Here is a 21418-nt window from a genome sequence, read left to right as displayed (position 1 = left end):
TTGAATGGATCGTCCTGTCAAAAAAACAAGTGAAATGAATACATTACAGAACCCTCAAAGCAAGTCCGACACCAGACGGGTACTGATCATCGGCGGTGGTTTTGCCGGATTGAACGCGGCACTGGAACTGGGGGGAGTTGCCGGAGTGGAAGTCACTCTGGTGGATCGCCATAACTATCACTTATTTCAACCATTGCTCTATCAGGTAGCGATGGCCGGACTCAGTCCAGCGGATATTGCTACCCCCATTCGCAGCCTGCTCTCAGCATATCGCAATACCAATGTTTTACTCGGGGAAGCCGAGTCGATTGATCTTCCCGGTCAAAAAGTCAAATTTGATTTCGGTGAGCTCGAATTTGATTATCTGGTACTGGCCTGCGGTGCGACGCACAGTTATTTCGGACACAATGAGTGGGAAAAGTATGCTCCCGGCTTGAAGACGATTTCCCAGGCAACCGAAATTCGCAAGCGTGTGCTGTCTGCGTTCGAGCATGCGGAACGCGTTACCGACCCGGATGAACAAAAGAAGCTTCTGACTTACGTCATCGTAGGTGGAGGTCCCACGGGCGTCGAACTGGCAGGAGCCATCGGGGAGATGAGTCGTTTTACTCTTTCCCGGGATTTTCGCCGGATCAATCCCAGCCACACCCGCGTGATTCTGGTGGAAGCGGGACCACGGATCTTACCCATGTTTTCCGAGCAGCAGTCTAACCGGGCAGCTCGGGACCTGGAGAAGCTGGGGGTTCAGATCTGGACCTCATCTGTGGTAACGAATATCAATGATGAGGGAGTAGAGTTAGGGGAAGAGCGGATTCGCGCTGCCACCGTGTTGTGGGCTGCGGGAGTCGAGGCTTCTGAGCTCGGGCAGGCAGGAGGCATGCACGTTGATAATCGTGGTCGCGTTTTGGTCGAACCGGATTTGAGCCTGGAAGGATATTCGAATGTATTCGTGGCCGGCGACCAGGCCAGTTATACGCATCAGACTGGCAGTCCGCTACCGGGAACGGCTCCCGTTGCTTTACAGCAGGGGCGATTTATCGGGAAAACGATTCGCAATGAAGTCAAAGGCAAGGCACGTAGTAAGTTCCATTTTCGGGACAAAGGTCAGATGGCTACAATTGGCCGCAGTCGGGCGATTGTGGAAATGGGACGGCTCAAGCTGACTGGTTTTTTTGCCTGGGTTGTCTGGCTCGTCGTACACATCTTTTATCTTACAGGATTTAAAAACCGCGTACTGGTCGTGATGCAGTGGGCCTGGTCCTATCTCAGTTTCAGACGTGGTGCACGACTGATTGTTGAGCGTGGCTGGAGTCCTGCTGAAGAACAGGAGTCGGTAACAGAGAGCGAAGAGGAAGTCCCTGTTCCTTCAGAGCATTGATCGATCGAGATGATTCCGGCAGGTCAGTCAGTCGGAGAACTCTTCGGGGGGAATGGGACTGCCATGCGGGTCCTGATCGGTATTAAGTGTATCCTCATTCAGTTTTTCACGTAACTGGCGATCAGTGAAATGTTCCAGGCGTTCAGCCTGTCTGTGAATCGTTTCAGTGGACATGCCCGCGTGTTCGACGAGGTAGTGTTCCCAGAGCCGATGTGAGCGAACCAGTTGACGCGCCTGGTCGCGACCTGTTTCCGTCAGTTTATAATAACCGTTCGTGCCGGTAATCTGTCCTCGATTGGTCAGATAGCGGAGTGTGAGACTGGTAGGTAATGAACGGGAGAACAAAATCTCGCGCAGATAACCGGCATCTGGTTTACGGTCCGGGTCACGTTCTTCAATACGATACATCAACGCGATGATGTCTTCTGCGAGAATCTTCCACGACAGGAACTGGCGGCGAATAAAAATGATCAGGATTCCATGCCGGGGACCAAGCAATGCCGCCAGCACAAACAGCAGACCTGCCGTGACTGCCATCATGCCGGCAGTTGAAGTACTTCCATAACCAAACCAGTGGGGCACGGTAATGGCGCTGATGTGCCCCGTGATGGCTGCGATTATTGCCAGGATGACACTGAGGACGATCATCCGCCCCAGTCGATCCGTGAGCATGTACGCAGCGGCGGGCGGCACCACAAACATGGCCACGACAAGAATATTGCCGACCGTCTCGAAACTGGCGACCGCTGTGATGGCGACCAGCGTCATCAGGGTATAGTGAATCAGCGTGGCATTAAATCCCGTGGTCGTTGCGAGTGCCGGATCGAATGAACTGAGTTTGAGTTCTTTGAGAAAGCAGACCACAAACAGCAGGTTGATCAACAGGACGATGGAGAGCACGGCGACAACGCGGGGGATTTTCCAGCCAGCGATCAGTACCGTATCCAGGGGGGTTAGTTCGATGGCTCCATAGAGTACGCAGCCGGGATCCAGGTCAACATGATCCGCAGCCTGAACAATCATGACCAGGCCCAGCGCGAACAGAGACGTGAAGACCACTCCCATGGCAGCGCCTTCGTCCACTTTACCAAAGCCACGAATCCACTCTGTGAACAGTGCCGTTAAAATACCTGCGATGACGGCACCAGCAAACATCGGCAGACTGCTGCGGCTGTCACTGATAAAAAAAGCAGCAGCGAGACCGGGGAGAATGGCATGGGTGATCGCATCCCCCAGCATGCTCATTTTTCGCAAGACCAGGAAATTTCCCAGCAAAGCCGTTGCGACAGAGCATAAAATTCCTGCAACAATGATCCAGCCATCCAGATACCAGTTCCACTGGCTCAATGCATCTCTCAACACGTTCATGAACCAGGCCTCCGGGAATGAGAGTCTGGCGAATTAATGTTCTCCAGCTTGATCTCAAGGGTGTGGGGGCTTGGTAAGATTTCTGTGGATGCCTGTTGGATCAGTAATGCTTCCAGTTCAGAAATGACTTCCGGTTCCAGTACATGTTCGATCGCATCAGCGTCCCGATCGACCTTGCTTGAAGCCACGTCGGCATAGGTGATGAGATACAGTTCCCACAGTCGATGCTCATGGACAACGCGTGCGGCTTCGCTAAGGCCAGGCACCGTCAGACGTATCTGATCACCGGAATCGGTCTCAATTAAGTCATCCTGTCCGGCACGTTGGATGATTTTGTGGAGCTTCGTTGGCGACCAGCTGCGCATCCGGGAGAGGGTCGCTATGGGGACGGACTTGTCTTCCATAGTGTTTTTTTCTGTCAGCATATTGTGTGCTTCCAGGTATTCATAGATGCTGCGCAGCAGGTGTTGTCGATCCACTTTTCTATTAAGCTGATAGCGCCTGAGCTTGCGGATCAGAATTCCCCGGGGAACGCCGAAAATCATACTGACCAGAAACATGCTGGTTGCCACCAGTACAATCATCGCTCCGGAAGGTAGATTCGGAAAAATCGCACTCATGGCGGAGCCAATCATGCCGCTCAACGCGCCGAGGATTGTGGCAACGAGAGACAGGTAAAAGATCTTTTCTGTCCAGAAACGAGCGGCAGCAGGTGGAATCACCAGTAGCGAAATCATCAGAATCAGGCCGACGGCCTGCAGGCCGATGATGGTCACCACCACCACCAGTCCCATCAGGATCATGTCGAGCAAGACGACGGGAAAGCCACGCGAGTGGGCAAAGCCTTCGTCGAAACAGAGTAGTGTGAGTTCTTTATACAGGAGAATGGAAATCAGCATACAGGTCAGTCCCGCGCTACCAATCAGCCAGGCGTCACTGGCAACCATGGAGGCAGTCTTGCCATAGATAAATGATTCCAGTCCCGCCGCGTGTCCTGTCTGCATCTGCTGGACGATTCCCAGTAATGCGACGCCTGCTCCAAAAAAAACGCTGAGTACGATACCCAGGGCGGCGTCCTCTTTTAAGCGGGTTAAATTGCGAATCAGCAGGATGGATGCGATACCCAGTAACCCGCTGATGGCAGCTCCTGACAGCAGCACAGGCAGTGTTTTTCCATTCATGCCCAGTGATGTTGCGAGGATAAAAGCAAGGGCGATACCGGGCAGAGTGGCATGGCTTAACGCATCGCCCATCAGCGCCCGTTTTCTGAGCAGGGCAAAACTGCCGATCATGCCGGCGGACATGCCGAGTAACGTCGTTCCCAGAATGACAATGCGGGTGTTATAGTCTTCCAGAAAGAAAACGCGTCTCCAGTCTTTCCATTCAGGTATGGAGATGCTGCGGTCTGTAATGGATCTCTGTGAAGCAGGTGATTCCGCTCCGTCGGCTGCGAGCAGCGCTGCATGAGGGCAGAGACTCATCAGAAGAAATACAATTACAAACAGTCTCATAAAGACTGCTCCCGGCGTCGCATTGTTTCGGTCGCTTCTTCCAGCAGGGTCAGTCTGCCGCCATACGTTTTCTGCAGATTTTCGGGTGTGAAAACATCCGCGGTCAAGCCATGATCAATTACCCGCATATTCAGCAGGATGACATAATCAAAATACTCGGGAACGGTCTGCAGATCATGATGGATCACCAGGGCCGTTTTGCCAGACTCCTTCATTTCCTGGAGAATCTGGACGATGGCTTTCTCTGTGGCCGCATCGACGGCTGCAAATGGTTCGTCCATCAGGTAGAGATCGGCGTTTTGCACCAGGGCGCGGGCCAGAAAGGTTCGCTGTTGCTGTCCACCCGACAGCTGGCTGATCTGGCGGCGGGCATAGTCGGCGATTCCTACACGGTTCAGGGCTTCCATGGCTCGGTCTTTGTGTTTCTTGCGAACAGGCAGGCACCAGCCAATTTCTTTGTAGAGTCCCATGGTCACTACATCCAGGGCATCCACGGGAAAATCCCAGTCGACACTTTCGCGCTGGGGGACATACCCCACGCGTTGCCGGTTTTTCTGATAGGACTTGCCAAAAACCTGAACCCGCCCGGACGCTTTGGGGATCAGATCCATAATGGCTTTGAGTAGCGTACTTTTCCCTGCGCCATTCGGCCCGATGATTCCAATCAGCTTTCCCGGAGGAATATCAAAGCTGACGTCCCAGATCACCGGTTTCCGGTGGTATGCGACGGTGAGATCATAGACAGAGAGCGGTATCTCAGCAGTTGAAGCATCGTTTTGCTGATCTGGTAAAGAACTCTCGCTGATATTCATAAGCTTAATATTTTTTCGTTGAATGAATGATTGAAGTGAAAATGGTTCAAAACAATCGGGAAGTGAGCTGCTTAAGTTGAATCACGGAGTGAGTTTTCCCTGCATACCTTTTTCCGGAGCGGTGCCGCCAAGTGCCCGGGCAACGATTGTGAAATTATGGTCGAGCATGCCCGTGTAACTCCCTTCATAGCTGCCTGCTTCTCCCATGGCATCTGAAAACAGCTCGCCGCCAATTACTATTTCATGTCCTTGCGCTCTGGCACCATCAATTAATGCTGTGATGTTCTTTTTAGAAACACTGCTCTCCACAAAGACGGCTTTCACATTTTTGGCGACCAGCAGATCCACGAGTTCATTAATGCGTTTCAGACCGGCTTCCGATTCCGTTGAGATTCCCTGGACGCCCAGCACTTCCAGTCCATACGCGCGTCCAAAATAATTAAAGGCATCGTGTGAAGTGATTAAAATTCGACTGTTTTCCGGGATGGACTTAATCGTTTTAAGCCCATACTCATGCAGAGTTTTGAGTTGCTGTTTATATTCGTCGGCATTTTTCTGATAGATATCAGCATGTCTGGGGTCATACTGGCTCAATGCATCTTTCACTGCATCAACACATAGCGACCAGGTCGCGACATCCATCCAGACGTGGGGGTCATAGTGTCCGTTAAAATCGTCGGGCTCCAGTAGTGATTTCGGATCGATCAGTTCGGTGACAGCAAAGACTGGCTTGGTGCGCGCGACCTTGATCAGGGTGTCTGCCATTTTGCCTTCCAGCATCAGACCGGAATAGAAGATCATGTCGGAATTCATGATGGTCTGTACATCGTCACGGCTGGCTTTGTGCATGTGGGGGTCGACACCCGAACCCATGATTTGCGTTACGGCTACATATTCGCGTCCTACATTTTTGACGAGATCAGCCACCATGCCGACCGTCGCGGCTACTGGAATCGGGTAGTTTAACTGCTTCCCTGACTGCTGTTGGTCCGAGGATTGGTCAGAAACCGCATCCTGTTTGGACTGACAACCTGCCAGCAGGCCCAGTATGAGACTGAAAGCGAGAAGCTTTCGCATTGATTAACTCCAGGAACGGGTTGGGGGTAAAGTGACTGTTAAATGTAGCCTAGGCTACATTCTGTTTTATTCTAACACAGTCCCTAATTGTGTCAACTCCAGTGGGATGCGTCGTGCTCAGGGTTTCAGGTAGCGATCAAAGAAACCGATTACGGCAGGTCTGAGATCCTGCTGGCTGGGTTGCAGATGAAAACTGTGTGGGGCACCCTCAATAATCAGCAGTTCTGAGGGCATGTTTTCATTCTGGAGTGCCGATTGCAGTCGTTTTGACTGTTCCAGGGGGACGGTCGTATCCTTTGTTCCGTGTAAAATCAGAAAGGGAGGATCGTCTTTCGTGAGATGTGATACGGCAGAAGCCTGTTGGCTGAGTTCTTTCTCCTCATCCGTAAAAGAGTCCAACAGGTCGCGTGATTTAGCCAGGGCAATCAGGTCATGTGCACCATACATGGGGACGACTGCCTGAATCCGCGTAGAGAAATCGGCGTAGGGTCCTTTGGGATCGAGTTGGGGGTCATCGCCGGTCACGGCCAGCATGGCGACCAGATGACCTCCCGCTGAACCGCCTATTGCACCGATATGGTCGGTGTCTATCTGATATTGTTTAGCATGTTTCCTTAAATAGCGGACCGCCGTTTTACAGTCCTGCAGATGACCGGGCCAAACCTGTTTGAGATTGTCGGTAAACCGGGAGTGCCGTTCCGCGAGTTGATAATTAATACTGGCGCAGACATAACCGGCTTTCGCCAGATTGTTTCCGATGTTCAACTCGCGGCGGGCTGCTTTATCGCCGCCATGCCAGCCACCGCCGTGAATGATTACAACAGCGGGATAAGGGCCGCTCTGAAATTGAGGATCGGGCAGATACAGGTCCAGCTTTTCGCTGCGTCCTTCTCCCAGATAATCGAGGTCTTTTTTTACCTGGACCTGAGACAGCTCCTGTTTGACACGCTCGCTGGGATCAATAAAATTTACCTTGTCTTTCCCTGCCAGGGCGACCAGGTCCTTGATGTCGAACTGCTTCAGCAATCCAAAGCAGAAGAGCTCCGGCGACTGATTGACAGATTGATCCTGTTCAATGATTTCTTTCAAAGAACCGAATGAGCCTTGTAACTGCACGCTGGAAAAGACCTCTGGATTGATGGCCGCTGCTACGAGTGAAAACAGGCTGCTGCGGGGGCCGACAGACTGGATCTTGACAGACGTCTGCTTTTTCTGGTCGTGTAACCAGTGTGCAATCGATGTTAACTGGCCGGCCTGAATTCCCAATGGGCGTTCTCCCACAGCGGCAACCAGCAGTCCATACAGAAAGTCGCGTTGGCTGATTTTTGATTCGCCGAAGTAAAAGGGATCGACGGCGAGAACTGTTTCGCCTTGTGCCAGCAATTTTTCGACCTGTTTTTCCAGGCTTTTTCGACCTGCGTCTGCAACAAGGATGGTTGTTGATTCAGAATCGCCATTGGAAAATTCGACAGCAGGGACGGTCCAGTTTTGATCAATCTTCAGTTTCCAGAATGTGACAGTCGTTTTGCCGGCTGTCGTCTGGCTGGTTTGTGTGGCATCGAGTGGAGTGTCAGCAGGTCTGAAGTGCACGACCTGCTTGAGTGCAGCGCGCTGTTTTTCAGGAGTGCTTTTCGTACGTCGCGGCAGATTCTGGCAGAGCTTGAGAGCCAGTGTATGGAAGTCGGCATTGTTTGCGGGCAGCTCGACTTTGAGTTCATCTGCTGTTTTGAGTTCAGCGTTACATTCCATTTCTTTGACTGGTAAGGGGTTACCGGGTTCGGAAAAGTGAGCCGACAGCATGCGGTAGAGCGCTTCGCGATTGTCTTTCAGGAAATTGTGATCGCCGGGATCATCGTTGACATGTTTCTGTAGATTGTTTTCTTTGTCGTAGAGTTTAAAGATCGGGAAAGCGGCCTTTAACAGTGGCGGCTGTGCATATCCGGATTCAAAGCAGCAGTTGTCTTTGGAGTTGTTTGTGAGCAGGGTGGGGCGGGGGGCCCGCATTGCTGTTAAATGGGTGTAGTCAGCATAGACGGCTAAATCGTTAGGGGTCTGTTCGGAGTCGCCCAGATCTTTTGTGTGATAAACACGCGTCAGGAAGCTGGAATATCCGGCGACCGGATTGGAAAGAGTCACCCGTTCATCCAGCGAACTGATGAAGATGGTCTGCCAGCCACCACCTGAAAGACCAGCGACCGCAACCCGTTCCGGGTCTGCATGAGGGTGTGATAAGAGGACATCAAGGCCACGTTTCATCGACAGATAAAAGGGGGCCAGTCCACTCGTACCACACAGATCCAGTTGATTCATTTTATAATGTGTGAAACCGGAAACGTTCAACTGGCCCATGCCCAGCCATTCGATGTTGAGTGCCAGCATGCCCCGCTTCGCCTGGTTGATACAGCGAACCTGTTTGTAGTCGGCTGCTTTCCCGTTACGATCGTGGCCATTCACATTCATGACGACAGGGACTTTGCCTGTCAGGTCGTTGGGGATATAGAGGAGTGCGGGTACCCACAAACCGGGCAGTGCTTCAAAGCGTAATTTCTGGATTTTATATTCCGGGCCGCCTGCGATGGTTTCGAGCCAGACGACTTTCAATTTAGTGTCGCGCCATTTTGTTGCTTCACCCCGAAAGACCACTTTATTGAGCACATTACTGCGGACTTGCGAAATATATTTTTCCCATTCCTCAACGCTACTGATTTCCGGCATCCCGGGAACCCGTGGTGCAATGAAGGTCTGCACTTCTTTCCAGGAAAGGTCATTTTCCAGAACCGGCTGAGACAACAGGCTCTTCAAATCGGGTTCCGCTGCCTGTGCGAGGGGGATCCCCGTCAGTAAGAGGCAGGAAAGCAACAGAGTGACACGGACAGACTGGCGAAACATAGTTGTATCTCCCGGTGGATGCAGGCGGGTGTGATTCAAAGCTGTTGTCATGTCTTCAAGGGGTCAAGATTGAATGGAGGGACTTGAGCAGGCGCCACGCCATACCAATCTGATCTTACTCTGAAGACATCTTTTTATTTTGAGACGTGGATACAGTCAGCACAAGTTGGTTAACAATATTAAAGAACGTCTGGTCTAAAAAAACGAATTTCAGAATTCAGTTCAATGACATCATTTTTCATTCCCAAGTTCCATTGAACGATTGGTAGCCGCGCTGACTGCGTTCATCAGGCTGTTTCTTAATCCGCCGGCTTCCAGTGCATGAATCCCGGCGATCGTCGTTCCGCCGGGGCTGGTGACCGCATCTTTGAGTGTGCCTGGATGTTCTCCTGTCTGCAGCACCATCTCGGCTGCCCCTTTGACCGTTTGAGCAGCCAGTTGAGTGGCGATATGTCGAGGCAGACCTACGCGGACGCCGCCATCACTGAGGGCTTCGATCACCTGGTAGATATAAGCGGGGCCGCTGCCTGACAGACCGGTGACCGCGTCAAGTTGTGACTCGGGGACTTCAAACGCGATGCCCACTGTCGCAAGTAATGACTCAACCAGCTTCGCATCTTCTGTCGATGCCTGTCCGCCACGAGCGAATGCAGACGCCCCCTGCTTGACCAGGCAGGGGGTATTGGGCATCACGCGGATCATGCGAGTGGATTTTCCCAGTGTGTCCAGAAACAGCGACAGCGGGCAGCCGGCGGCGATGGAAATCAGGAGATGCTGGCTGGTCACAGAGGATTTGATTTCCTGAAGCACGTCGGGAATCTGCTGGGGTTTGACTGAGAGGATGATGATATCTGATTGTTCTAAGACCAGCTGATTGGTTGAAACGGACCGCGCACCGGTCTGCTGAACAAAATTATGACTGGCTGCTTCGTAAGTGTCGCTGGCACAGACATGGTCTTTTGTTGTGAATCCGGATGATATTAATCCCCCTGCAAGAGCGGTTGCCATACGACCAGCTCCAATGAAGCCGACTTTGGAGAGGCTCTGTTTTGTCATACTGTTGCTGCTTTCTGCTGCCTGTTGTTGTGGTTCTCACCTTCGAAAGGACGCCAAATTTGGACTGTCCTTGAATTTTCAAGTGGATATTCCCTGATTGCGGGGGCATAAACTGCTAGAATAGGATAATGTAAGTCGAGTTACGTACGGAATTATAACACCAACAGTCAGAATGTGCACCAGAGTGCGTTCTCTGGAAGAATTACCATAGTGTGAGCTAATTGCGAGATGAAGATTGCTGGCTATAATAAGTTGGACAATGCAACCGGAAATGAAAGCCAAACGATAATGTCTGACTTGATTCCACCCCCAATTCGCGTGGGGGCGGTCTCCTATCTCAACTCGAAGCCCTTGATTGAAGATCTGGAAGAGCTTGCCGAAAATGCGGAACTGATGTTGGATTATCCCAGTCTGCTGGCGGATGATCTGGCTGCCGGGCGGATCGACGTTGGATTAATCCCTTCAATTGAAGTGATCCGGAGTTCCGAATACGAAATCATTTCCAACGCCTGTGTCGCGACACAGGGGCCGGTTTTGAGTGTTAAGATGTATAGCAGGGTTCCTCTGGGGCAAATCAAAAGACTGGCTTTGGATATGGGGTCCCGGACGAGTGCGACTCTGGTTCGTATCATGCTGGCGGAACAGTATGGCGTTTATCCGGAAGTTGAGCCGCTGCCCATCGAACAGACAATTGATGCCAGTACCGCTGACGCGATTTTATTGATCGGCGATCGTGCGATCCATACCCCGGAGACGAGTTTTGTGGCAACCTGGGATCTGGGAGAAGAGTGGTTACGGTGGACAGGTCTCCCGTTTGTGTTTGCGATGTGGGCGGTTCGACGCGATCAGGAAACTGGAGCGCTGGAAGCTGCGTTGTGCCAGGCACGGGATAAAGGTGTGACACTGTTGGATGAGATAGCCCGTCGGGAAGCGCCGAAGCTGGGCATTGATGAATCGGTGGCCGAAAGTTACCTGAAGAATAATTTGAGTTTTTACCTGGGACCTGCGGAATGTTGCGGGTTACATTTGTTTCAAGAATTAGCTATTAAAACGGGACTTGCGCCCGAGGGGGTTCCTCTTGTCTTCCGAAATTGCATCTCTGCTGGATAAAGCCGTTGCTGGCGAACGTCTGAATCGAGAAGAGGGACTCAAGCTGATGGAGTCTCACGATCTGGTTGCGCTTGGTCGTGCGGCTAATGAAGTCACAAAACGCCTGCATCCGGAACCGTATCGTACTTACAATATTGATCGGAATATTAACTATTCCAACTCCTGTACGGCCGTCTGTGATTTCTGTGCCTTCTACCGCAATCCCAAATCTCCGGAAGTCTATGTTCTCAAGCCCGAGCAGTTGTATCAGAAGATTGAAGAGACGATTGAACTGGGCGGGGATCAGATTCTCCTGCAGGGAGGCCTGCATCCGACGCTGAAACTGGAGTGGTATGAGGATCTGCTGCGGGATCTGCGTGAACGCTATCCTACCGTGAATGTCCATGGTTTCAGCCCTCCCGAAATTCATCATTTTACAAAAGTCAATAAGCTGTCCCTGCGCGAAGTGCTGGTACGGCTCAAAGCCGCTGGGCTGGGAAGTGTGCCGGGAGGAGGGGGAGAGATTCTCGTTGATCGTGTGCGCAAAGAGATCACACGCGGCAAAGTCCTCACCGATGAGTGGCTGGAAGTGAATCGCGTCTGGCATGAACTGGGTGGCATTTCAAGCGCCACGATGATGTTCGGTCATATCGAAACTCTGGCAGAACGGATCGAACATCTGGATCGTCTGCGGGAACTACAGGATGAAACGCATGGTTTTTCCGCTTTCATCTGCTGGACTCTGCAGCCGGATCACACGGACATGGATTATGTCCCACCCGCGGGTGCATTTGAGTATTTAAAGACGCAGGCTGTGAGTCGCCTGTATCTCGATAACTTCCAGAACATTCAGTCTTCCTGGGTCACTCAGGGTGAGAAAACCGGACAGATGGCACTCTTTTTTGGTGCGAATGATATGGGCAGTCTGATGATTGAAGAGAACGTGGTTTCTCAGGCGGGAACCACTCACCATCTGACTGTTGAGACAATTCGACGCTGTATTACCGAATCGGGGTATATCCCCAGGCAGCGGAATGTCTTTTATGACTATATCGATGATCCTGATTCGAGCGGTCCTGCCAAAGGAGCAGGTCACGTTCCGCTCCCCGTGCTCAACTGACAGAAAATTGATCATACCATCAGCTCAGTGCAGCCGATTCGCGATGATAGGCTATGCTTACCTGTAATAATAACGTATAAGTGAGCCTCTCTCATCAGTTGATTGGCGCGATGCTGATCGTCTGAATAACGCGGGCATTTGGGATAATGGACGGATATGATTCACGTCGAAGGGCTGAGTAAAAGTTTCGATGATTTGCGTCGCGGCAGCATTGTCGCGCTCGACTCAGTGAGCTTTGATGTCCAGGCGGGAGAAATCTTTGGATTACTGGGGCCTAATGGGGCCGGTAAAACAACCTGTTTGCGCATGTTGAGTACAGTCCTGCAGCCGACTGGCGGTTCGGCGACTGTGGCGGGCTTCGATGTGGCGACCCATCCCCAGGATGTGCGCAGCCAGATCGGATTCATGTCCTGCAATACCGGAATCTATGATCGGATGACTGCCTGGGAAATGGTGGAATATTTTGGTCGACTCTATGGCATCGAAGAGCAAGAGTTGCAACAGAGGCTGGATCGCATTTTCACAACACTGCAGATGCAGGAGATCAAGGACATGCTCGGTTCGAAAATGTCGACCGGGATGAAGCAGAAAGTGTCTATCGCCCGCACCATCATCCATGATCCCCCGGTTCTGATCTTCGATGAACCCACCACGGGGCTAGATGTTCTGGTGGCACGTGCCGTATTGAAAACGATTGAGGCTCTGCGTGAGGAAGGCAAGTGCATTATTTTTTCGACTCACATTATGAGAGAAGTCGAAAAATTATGTGATCGCGTCGCCGTCATTTACAAAGGAAAAATTCTGGCGATCGGTAGTATCCCGGAACTGGAAGAACAATATCACGAGTCGGATATGGAAGAGTTGTTCTTCAGTTTAATTCAACAGCATGAAGACCAGCTGGCGATGAAGGCTCAATAATTCAGATGATACAGTGGAAGAACATCAAGCTGATCTTAATGCGAGAATTGCGCGACCAGATGCGCGACCGCCGCACTCTGTTTATGGTGGCAATTCTTCCGCTGCTGCTCTACCCGGCAATGGGTATCGGCATGGTGCAGATGACCGTGTTGTTTTCCGAACAACCTCGAACGGTTGTCCTGCTGGGAGCCGATGAATTACCAAAACAGCCCCAATTACTGGACGGGGATCAGTTTGTTTCCAACTGGTTTACGATTCCTTCAGATGCCGACAAACTGCGCGTCATTACGGACAGTCAACCTGCAGATACAGAGAACCCCGATTCTGAGTCTACAGAGTCTGAAACCAATTCCGAACGTGAAGAGATCCTGAAGCAGGCTCATCAGCTGGAGTTGGAGCTGAAACAGCATCAGAATCTGCTGGACGAATGGGACAAGTTGAAAGGCAAGGAAGACAGTAAAGAGACTGAGTTGCTTCTCAACGAAATTACAGAGACTAAAGAACGGCTCAGTAAACAGTTTGCTGAAAGTAAGATCCAGGTTCTGATTATTATACCAAAGGGACTTTCAAAAGAACTGGAGCAAGTCAGTGCGAAGCTGGCACTTCATGAGCCAATAGACTTTGATCCGGCAGTTTCGTCCAGGCCATTGATTCTGAGAAACAGAGCCGATGAGAAATCGAAACTGGCCTTTATCCGGGTTCAGGAAGCGATGGATGCGTGGGAAAAAGCGATTTTACGTGCCCGGCTGAACCGAGCCAGGCTTCCCGTTTCTTTACCAACGCCCATCAATCCGGAAGTGATCGACCTGGCGCAGGATGACCAGCTGGCAGCGAATCTCTGGAGCAAGTTGTTTCCAGCCTTGTTGATTATCATGGCTGCCACAGGTGCCTTTTATCCGGCGATCGACCTGGGAGCCGGTGAGAAAGAACGGGGCACGATGGAAACGCTGTTAATCTCACCCGCGAAGCGAACGGAAATCGTGCTGGGTAAGTTTTTAACAGTGTTGGTTTTCAGTGTGTCGACGGCGTTGCTGAATCTGGCCAGTATGGGATTTACCGGCAAACATATGGTCAATGTGGCGGGAACGGGGGCACTTTCCAAAATCGGCGATCTGTCGTTTCCTTCGTTTTCGGCTCTCTTCTGGATCGTAATCCTACTGATCCCCCTTTCAGCGCTGTTTAGTGCATTGTGTCTGTCACTGGCCACGTTTGCACGCAGCAGCAAGGAAGGTCAATACTATCTGACTCCGTTATTGATGGTCACAATTGGTCTGACCGTCTTTTGTTTATCTCCCGCAGTGGAAATCAATCCCTTTTACAGTCTGATGCCCGTAGTCGGTGTCGCACTCTTATTGAAGGGGATGCTGTTATCGACGGTCAATGCCGGTATTTTGTATGTCTATGCGATTCCGGTCCTGGTGACGAGCATCGGATATAGCTTGCTGGCGCTCTGGTGGGCGATCGACCAGTTCCAGCGGGAAGATGTATTATTCCGTGAAGCCGAACGGTTTGAAGTCGGGCTCTGGTTGAAGCATCTGATGCGCACCAAAGACGCCCTGCCCAGTTTCTCTGAGGCCGGATTCTGTTTTGTCATCATTATGCTGCTGCAGTTTGCGGTCATGAATACCATGCGCGATGCCATCCAGATGGCGACCGCTGCAGAACGCCCGACGCGAATGATGCAGCTACTCATGATTCAGCAACTGGCGATCATCGCGACTCCGGCTTTGATGATGGGCATTATGCTGACGACCAGCATGCGAAAGACGTTTCGTCTGTATCTGCCTCGCTTCGGTTTCTGGCTAGTGGCGATTGTCCTGGCGTTTGCCCTGCATCCACTTTCACAGGAACTGGTTTCGAGTTTAAGATGGTTCTTCCCCGCATTGCCGAAGGGGACTGTTGCTGTCCTGCAGGATATGTCTGATCCGAATCAGGCCATCTGGCTGATTTTACTGGCGTTTGCGCTGGCACCGGCGGTCTGTGAAGAACTGGCTTTCCGAGGTTTCATATTAAGCGGCTTTGGTCGACGTGGACGTGCCTGGCTGGCAATTATCCTGTCGAGTGTCACCTTTGGTGCCATGCATATGATTCCCCAGCAGGTATTTAATGCAACCCTGGTCGGATTAGCACTGGGTTTGATTGCCGTTCACAGTCGCAGTCTGTTTCCGGGAATCGTGTTTCATTTTCTCTATAACTCCCTTTCGGTATTCAGAGGTCGTGTGCCTGAAAAATGGGTTCCCGAAAATGGCCTGCAGTATTTTGTCAGTATGGAGCCGGATGGTTTACGGTATTCCTGGCCATTGCTGCTGATTTGTGTCGTGATCGCGATTGTTCTGCTGCGATGGGTCACACTTCAGACCAAACCAGCTCACGGTCAGCCGGCAGAATCGTTGTCTCTGTCTTCTTACGATCGCAGGCTCACTGATTCCAAATGAGCTTTGATCTGATATAATTTGAGCCGGTCGAATTATTGTCTGTCAGCAACGTTTATTAGTCAAAGTGATATTTTGGAACATCAGATCTTAGCAGCGCGCTGGGTTTTTCCTATTGAGGGACCCCCGCTGGAACGGGCCGTCGTTGAAATAGAAGATTCCCGAATTGCCGCCGTATATCAAGGGACGCATCCTCAAGCTGTCGATCTGGGCAACACTGCCCTGATTCCCGGTCTTGTGAACGCGCACACGCATCTCGAATTCAGCCAACTTGAAGCTCCACTGGGACCGACTAGGCCTTTTACCGAGTGGATTCGATCGATCATGCAGTCGCGGTTCAACTGTTCGATTCCCGCCAGTCAGCGGATTCAGCAGGGAATCGAGGAGAGCCTGACATCCGGGACGACCTGTCTGGGGGAAATCGCCACCAGTTCTGAGAGCCTGCAGCTCTTGTCTGCAGATGATCGAAAGCCGTCTGCTGTTGTTTTTCGGGAATGTCTGGGGTTCACACCAGATCGAATTCAAGACCAGCAGCAGATCGCAGCAGAATATCTGCAGTTGGGAACGGACCTGGAGTTGGGTGATGCCGTTGGTCTGGGATTGAGTCCTCATGCGCCTTACAGTGTGAATCCCGATTTGTATCTGAATCTGGTCCAGCAGGCGCGCGATCAGGGAGTACCCACCGCTGTTCATCTGGCGGAGACAGAAGATGAACTGGAGTTTTTGAGTCAAAAATCGGGGCCCTTTGTTGATCTGTTATCTGAACTGGGACTCTGGGATCCACAGATTTTGCGTGACGGAATGCGTCTGTATGATTACCTCGTACCACTGGCGGAACTCACCTCTGCGCTGGCCGTCCATGGAAATTATTTTGGTGATGCCGAAATGGAATTTCTGAAGCAGGCTCCCCAGATCTCTGTCGTTTACTGCCCGCGCACTCATCATTACTTCGGCCATCGCCCCCATCCCTGGTACCGTTTGATCAGTCAGGGAATCAATGTGGCTCTGGGGACAGACAGTCGGGCCTCAAATCCCGATCTCAGTCTCTGGAAAGAACTACAGTTTCTGCGGGATACGTTTCCGGAGGTCTCTACCGGATTAATTCTGGAATGTGGTACTTTAGCGGGCGCACGCGCGCTGGAACTGTCGGACGAGTTGGGGTCGCTGGCTGTCGGTAAACGAGCGGATCTGGCTCTCATCCAATTACCCGAATATTCTGCACCCGATTCAGGCAGTGATCTTTTGTTAGATTCCAGGGCCTATGTTTCAAGAGTCATGTTGAATGGTGTCTGGATCAATTGATTTCGGCGGAAATACCGTTACCCTATTATCACCAGTCGGCGCATTTTGTGTAATGATCAAGGGGCCAGACCCCTGTTCTTGTTTCATCTCAATTCGGCGTAGCGCGAGCCTGACCTGAATCTCAACTGTCGTGGGTGTGAAATTCTCAGTTGTTGTTGGGGAACCATCAAATGGAAAAAACAATGTCAATCGAATTTGGTCAAGCAGTGCCACAGCAGCTGTTTACTGTTTCTGACGAAGAATTTTTGCAGTCCATTCAATGGAAATCGAAGCCGACGGGCGATCTGATGAAAGGTGCTCAGTCTGGAGATCTGGGTCGATTCTGTAAAGGGTTGTCTGCGAATTTGAAATCCATTGCCAAACTGAAGCGATCAGGAAAACTGGCTGCTGAAATGCAGTGGTCTACGCTCTGGACTGATGATTCAGTAGACGAAACCTGTCGCACTTCAGATTTGATCAACCTGATTCGATCAGCCAGAAAGCTACCGGTTCAACTCAAAAAAAGTTCCAAAGCCTCTCAACGGAAAAAAGCTCCTGAACTGAGCTGGGATGAAATCAGTCGCCTGCTGGTAGGTTGGGTTGATCAGATTTCTGCCGCTGATCCATTACAGCCTTTTGAATTGTTACTATTAATCGAATTACTGGAGAATCTTGGATATCGATTAGCACCCGCTGCTCTCATCAGTGTCTGGAGGACCTGCCTGTATTCTGCCATGACGCTTTGTTTCAAACTGGAAGAAACAGATTTTTCGGAGCTACCCGAAGATCAGGTTGCTCTGATATCGGGAGAAGTTCCCTGGCGTGCCGGTTTATTGTTCTCGGATATTTCCGGGGTAAAGAATTTTCGTCAACTGGGTCAACAGAATTTACGAGACAGTTTTTTCGATCGGACTGATAATGATGGAACCCCTCACGCAGACTTCTTCGCCCGGCTTGATTACTGGTTGATGACCTTAACACGGGCGACCTGCGCGGGCCAGATCTGGGGTAAAAATCTATGGGATGGAGAAGCCCTGGATCGTTTCCAGTTGTCCGTTGAGAAGATCATTGCGGCCTGCGATGCCAGTGGTCAGATCGCACTTTGTCCGACACATACTGTTTCACATCTTGAGTTATTGTCTGCTGCTGCCCAGATCGCAGGACTGCAGTCCAGAAGTGCAGAGCGTTTATATTTAAAGTCACTGCAAACAGTCAAAAAACGATCTGGATTCTTTATCCAGTCGGAGGAATGTGTTTCAACTCAGTCAGATTGGGCTGCCTACGCATTGATGCGAAATTACTGGTCTGATACTTCCAATCTGCTGGTTGTCAGCTGGAACGCTGAAATCCCTGTCGTCAGTCTGACTGCGATGGGTAAATTACTGTTTCAGGGAGCCTGGGATTTTTCACTGACCGTCAACGGAGAAATCGTGACGGGTGACGGCGAATGGTGCTGTGTCTGCTGGAACACGGATGAAGATGCGGATTACCTTGAACTGCAGATGGACCTGGATTCCGGTTTTCGGCTTGAACGTCAGTTGTTACTTCCCCGCAACCAGCACTTTGCATTTCTCTCCGATATTGTGACAGGGACAGAAGCTGCCAGCATTGAGTATCGTTCGATCCTGCCCGTTGCCGCAGAAGTGACGGGGATGGTAGACAGTGAAACGCATGAATTGACACTCAAAAGCAAAGGGCTGACGGCACGAATCTTTCCGATTGGATTGCCTCAGGAGCGGGACTTCTTCCAGCCAGGCAGCCTGACCTTTAATGAACAGCATCAATTAATATTACAGCAACAGGTTTCCGAAGCAACGGCGCTATACGTTCCCTTGATCATAGACTGGGAGCCCGATTTGAAGCGCAAGGCGGCAGACTGGTCTCGACTGACCGTGAGTGAATCAGGAAAAATTTCTTCGCGGGATGAAGCAGCCGGACATCGGTTACGTATCGGGGCACATCAGTTGCTGGTCTATCGCAGTCTGAAAAAAGCGGAACATGCGCGAGCGGTACTCGGGCATCATACCAGCTACGAATCTGTCATCGGACGCTTTGACACGAATGGTGAATTGAATCCTCTGCTGTTTGTAGAGTAATGCCAGCGAAACCGCGCGATTCCTCCCTTTCTGAAGTGGCAGGGTACTCAACGAGGCCCGGAATTCTTACAATAAGAGTTCTGAAAAATTGAAATGCACACTTGGGTCGACTTACTGTTTACTGACCCGGGAAGACTGAGAATCAGCCTGTTTGGATACAGTCAATCTCGTGAGTCATAAGCCAGACTGTCAAATACTGAACTAACCATAAGTGGATTGAATTCCGTCCATGTTAGTGTGATCATGTTATCGGGCTGGGTAACGGTCTGTTACTGGTTACTGGAGAGTGATCAAAACCATTAAGCCGGACAGATCTCTCAGTAATTTCAATAGAAGAATCGTCTATCATTAATCTGAAACGATCAAGGACAAGAGAATAATCATGTCAGCAGACGCCTTTGCAGCTTTGGAAGAATTACAGCAGCAGTCACCGAAAGCAGTTTTGGATCGATTGGTGGAAACTCTGACGACGCAGAAAAATTATCATCGTCTGTTTGATGCCCTGTTGATGCAGAAAAAACTGGCGCTTGGTACCAGCCTGCTGCAGCCAACCAGTTTTGATAATGTGGCGGAAGGTCAAAAGAAAGAATTCGAAGAAGCTTACATCGATGCTGCCCGTCAAGTTGGTAATTTATTCCTGGCAGACAAAAAATATTCTGATGCCTGGCTCTACTTCCAGACCATTCAGGAACCCGAACCGGTTGCTGAAGCGTTAAAGAAAATCAATCCGCGCACCGTACACGAAGATAAAGTGGAAGAACTGATCCAGGTTTGTGTTTATGAGGGTGCTAATCCGGAAAAAGGATTTGAGATCATGTTGCAGGTCAACGGCATCTGTAACACGATTACCGTGTTTGACCAGATGAATGCTCAACTGAAACCAGAAGAGCGGCAGCAGGTTGCCTGCCTGCTGGTCGACCAGTTATATGCAGATCTCGTGCAGTCTTTGCAGTACCAGGTTCAACAGAAGGTACCCATGGCTCCGCCCACAGACAATCTGCGGGAGCTGATGGCTGGTAGAGACTGGATGTTTGAATCCGGCAGCTATCATATCGATGTTTCGCATTTAAATTCAGTAGTACGCTTTGCCCGCCTTCTGCCTGACGATGACCCCCACTTGTCAAAAGTCATTGAATTATGTGAATACGGTTCACGGTTAGACAGCCAGTTTCAGTATCCGGGAGAGACTCCATTTGAGGATTTTTATCCGGCACATATGCACTTTTTCAAAGCCCTGGTGGGTGATGAGAATGATCAGAAAATGGGGGTTGCCTATTTCGAAAGTAAACTGGATCAGGAACCGGATGAAGACGACAAGCAGATGATCGCTTACGCGTTGATTGATCTGCTGACGCGCGTGGGGCAGGATGACCGGGCCATCGAACTGGCGGAGAAGTATCTCAGTCAATTTGAAGATCCGAATACTTTTTCCTTCACCGATCTGTGTCTCAAAACAGACCATTTGGATGTGTTGCTGCGAGTGGCACGTGGCAAAGGTGATCTGGTCACTTTTGCCGGCGCGTTACTGGATGCGCAAGCTCAATCGCAGACTCAGGAATCCTGATTGTTCCGATTTGAAATCGAGACTTCCGCATGTCCCACCTGTCCCATAACCGTGCCGCCTGGAATCGACTCGCGGAGGTTCGCAGCCAGTTTACCAAGGTCGCGACCGATGAAGAATGTCGCTCTCCTTTACAGACGTTAGATTCACGTGGCTGGCTGCCTGAATCGGTCACTGGCAAGCATGTGCTCTGTCTGGCTTCCGGAGGAGGCTGGCAGTCCATACTCTATGCATCAGCGGGTGCGCAGGTAACGGTCGTCGATCTCAGTAACAAAATGTTGCAGTTGGATGAACAGGAAGCCCGCAGACGAGGTTTGCAGGTAAAAATCGTTGAAACCTCGATGGATGATCTGTCTGAGTTGCGGGATGCGCAATTTGATATTGTACATCAGCCTGTGAGCAGTTGTTATGTTCCTGAAGTTGAAGCCGTTTACCGGGAAGTGGCACGCGTGCTTCGTCCGGGGGGACTCTATATCAGCCAGCATAAAACCCCGACGAGTCTACAGATCACCAGCCGAGATCAACAGAATGAATATGTGGTCGGTCTGGAGTATTATCAGCAGGGCGCGCTGCCTAAAACAGATGACCGGTCCTATCGGGAGGACGGCGCAACCGAATACCTGCACCGCTGGGATCAACTGGTAGGTGGGCTGTGCCGTCAGGGTTTCGTGATCGAAGACCTGCGCGAGCCGGTACGTGCAGATCCCAGCGCACCAGTGGGGCATTTTCGTCATCGAGGTCGGTTTGTCGCGCCTTATGTTCGCATCAAAGCACGGCGTATCGCACAGCAGGTATCGGTTGAATCGCCGGCTGCGATCTGGGTTCCCTGA

General features: G+C 51.1%; 15 protein-coding genes. 9 read left to right on the top strand and 6 right to left on the bottom strand.

Translation table 11 applies throughout. The features are described from left to right. Positions 1–34 precede the first annotated feature (34 nt). Positions 35–1378 carry an NAD(P)/FAD-dependent oxidoreductase gene (locus tag Pan161_RS14525; protein WP_145228172.1) on the top strand — a complete coding sequence of 448 codons (1344 nt, stop codon included), beginning with the start codon at positions 35–37 and terminating at the stop codon, positions 1376–1378. A 27-nt stretch (positions 1379–1405) separates the two neighbouring features. On the opposite strand, the gene Pan161_RS14520 is transcribed toward Pan161_RS14525, so the two are convergent. From Pan161_RS14520 to proC, 6 genes are all read right to left on the bottom strand, one after another. Next, positions 1406–2746: a metal ABC transporter permease gene (locus Pan161_RS14520; RefSeq protein ID WP_145228170.1), complete on the bottom strand. Its 1341-nt coding sequence runs from the start codon at positions 2744–2746 to the stop codon at positions 1406–1408. Beyond that, entirely contained in the window at positions 2743–4257 is a 1515-nt protein-coding gene (locus tag Pan161_RS14515) for a metal ABC transporter permease (protein ID WP_145228168.1), read from the bottom strand. The genes Pan161_RS14520 and Pan161_RS14515 overlap by 4 nt, the downstream gene beginning before the upstream one ends. Further along, positions 4254–5069, bottom strand: a complete 816-nt coding sequence (locus Pan161_RS14510) for a metal ABC transporter ATP-binding protein (protein WP_197995875.1) — start codon at positions 5067–5069, stop codon at positions 4254–4256. Before Pan161_RS14510 ends, Pan161_RS14515 begins: the two co-directional genes overlap by 4 nt. Before the next feature lie 81 nt (positions 5070–5150). Further along, on the bottom strand, positions 5151–6146 hold the full coding sequence (locus Pan161_RS14505) for a metal ABC transporter solute-binding protein, Zn/Mn family (protein ID WP_145228166.1): 996 nt from the start codon (positions 6144–6146) through the stop codon (positions 5151–5153). 117 nt (positions 6147–6263) lie between these two features. Next, positions 6264–9035, bottom strand: coding sequence for a prolyl oligopeptidase family serine peptidase (locus Pan161_RS14500; protein ID WP_197995874.1), 2772 nt, complete (start codon positions 9033–9035; stop codon positions 6264–6266). Positions 9036–9266: 231 nt separating this feature from the next. Next, entirely contained in the window at positions 9267–10091 is an 825-nt protein-coding gene (gene proC / locus Pan161_RS14495; protein ID WP_145228162.1) for a pyrroline-5-carboxylate reductase, read from the bottom strand. A 288-nt stretch (positions 10092–10379) separates the two neighbouring features. On the opposite strand from proC, the gene Pan161_RS14490 reads away from it, so the two are divergent. From Pan161_RS14490 to Pan161_RS14455, 8 genes are all read left to right on the top strand, one after another. Further along, positions 10380–11201, top strand: a complete 822-nt coding sequence (locus Pan161_RS14490) for a menaquinone biosynthetic enzyme MqnA/MqnD family protein (RefSeq protein WP_232103741.1) — start codon at positions 10380–10382, stop codon at positions 11199–11201. After that, positions 11170–12300, top strand: coding sequence for a cyclic dehypoxanthinyl futalosine synthase (gene mqnC, locus Pan161_RS14485; RefSeq protein WP_145228158.1), 1131 nt, complete (start codon positions 11170–11172; stop codon positions 12298–12300). The genes Pan161_RS14490 and mqnC overlap by 32 nt, the downstream gene beginning before the upstream one ends. Before the next feature lie 156 nt (positions 12301–12456). Further along, positions 12457–13218: an ATP-binding cassette domain-containing protein gene (locus Pan161_RS14480; protein ID WP_145228155.1), complete on the top strand. Its 762-nt coding sequence runs from the start codon at positions 12457–12459 to the stop codon at positions 13216–13218. Positions 13219–13223: 5 nt separating this feature from the next. Continuing rightward, a complete protein-coding gene (locus Pan161_RS14475; RefSeq protein WP_145228153.1) occupies positions 13224–15653 on the top strand; it encodes an ABC transporter permease subunit/CPBP intramembrane protease in 2430 nt (809 codons plus the stop codon). Positions 15654–15725: 72 nt separating this feature from the next. Further along, positions 15726–16952 carry an amidohydrolase family protein gene (locus Pan161_RS14470; protein WP_197995873.1) on the top strand — a complete coding sequence of 409 codons (1227 nt, stop codon included), beginning with the start codon at positions 15726–15728 and terminating at the stop codon, positions 16950–16952. 182 nt (positions 16953–17134) lie between these two features. Then, the gene (locus tag Pan161_RS14465; protein WP_145228149.1) at positions 17135–19027 is read left to right on the top strand and encodes a hypothetical protein; all 1893 of its coding nucleotides are present in this window, start codon (positions 17135–17137) and stop codon (positions 19025–19027) included. A 382-nt stretch (positions 19028–19409) separates the two neighbouring features. Continuing rightward, entirely contained in the window at positions 19410–20591 is a 1182-nt protein-coding gene (locus tag Pan161_RS14460) for a hypothetical protein (RefSeq protein ID WP_145228147.1), read from the top strand. A 29-nt stretch (positions 20592–20620) separates the two neighbouring features. Further along, positions 20621–21418 carry a class I SAM-dependent methyltransferase gene (locus Pan161_RS14455; protein ID WP_145228145.1) on the top strand — a complete coding sequence of 266 codons (798 nt, stop codon included), beginning with the start codon at positions 20621–20623 and terminating at the stop codon, positions 21416–21418.

Origin of the sequence: Gimesia algae, from assembly GCF_007746795.1 — a bacterium.
Taxonomy (GTDB): domain Bacteria; phylum Planctomycetota; class Planctomycetia; order Planctomycetales; family Planctomycetaceae; genus Gimesia; species Gimesia algae.
The sequence above is the reverse complement of the archived record's forward strand: the minus strand, read 5'-3'. Positions and strand labels throughout refer to the sequence as shown.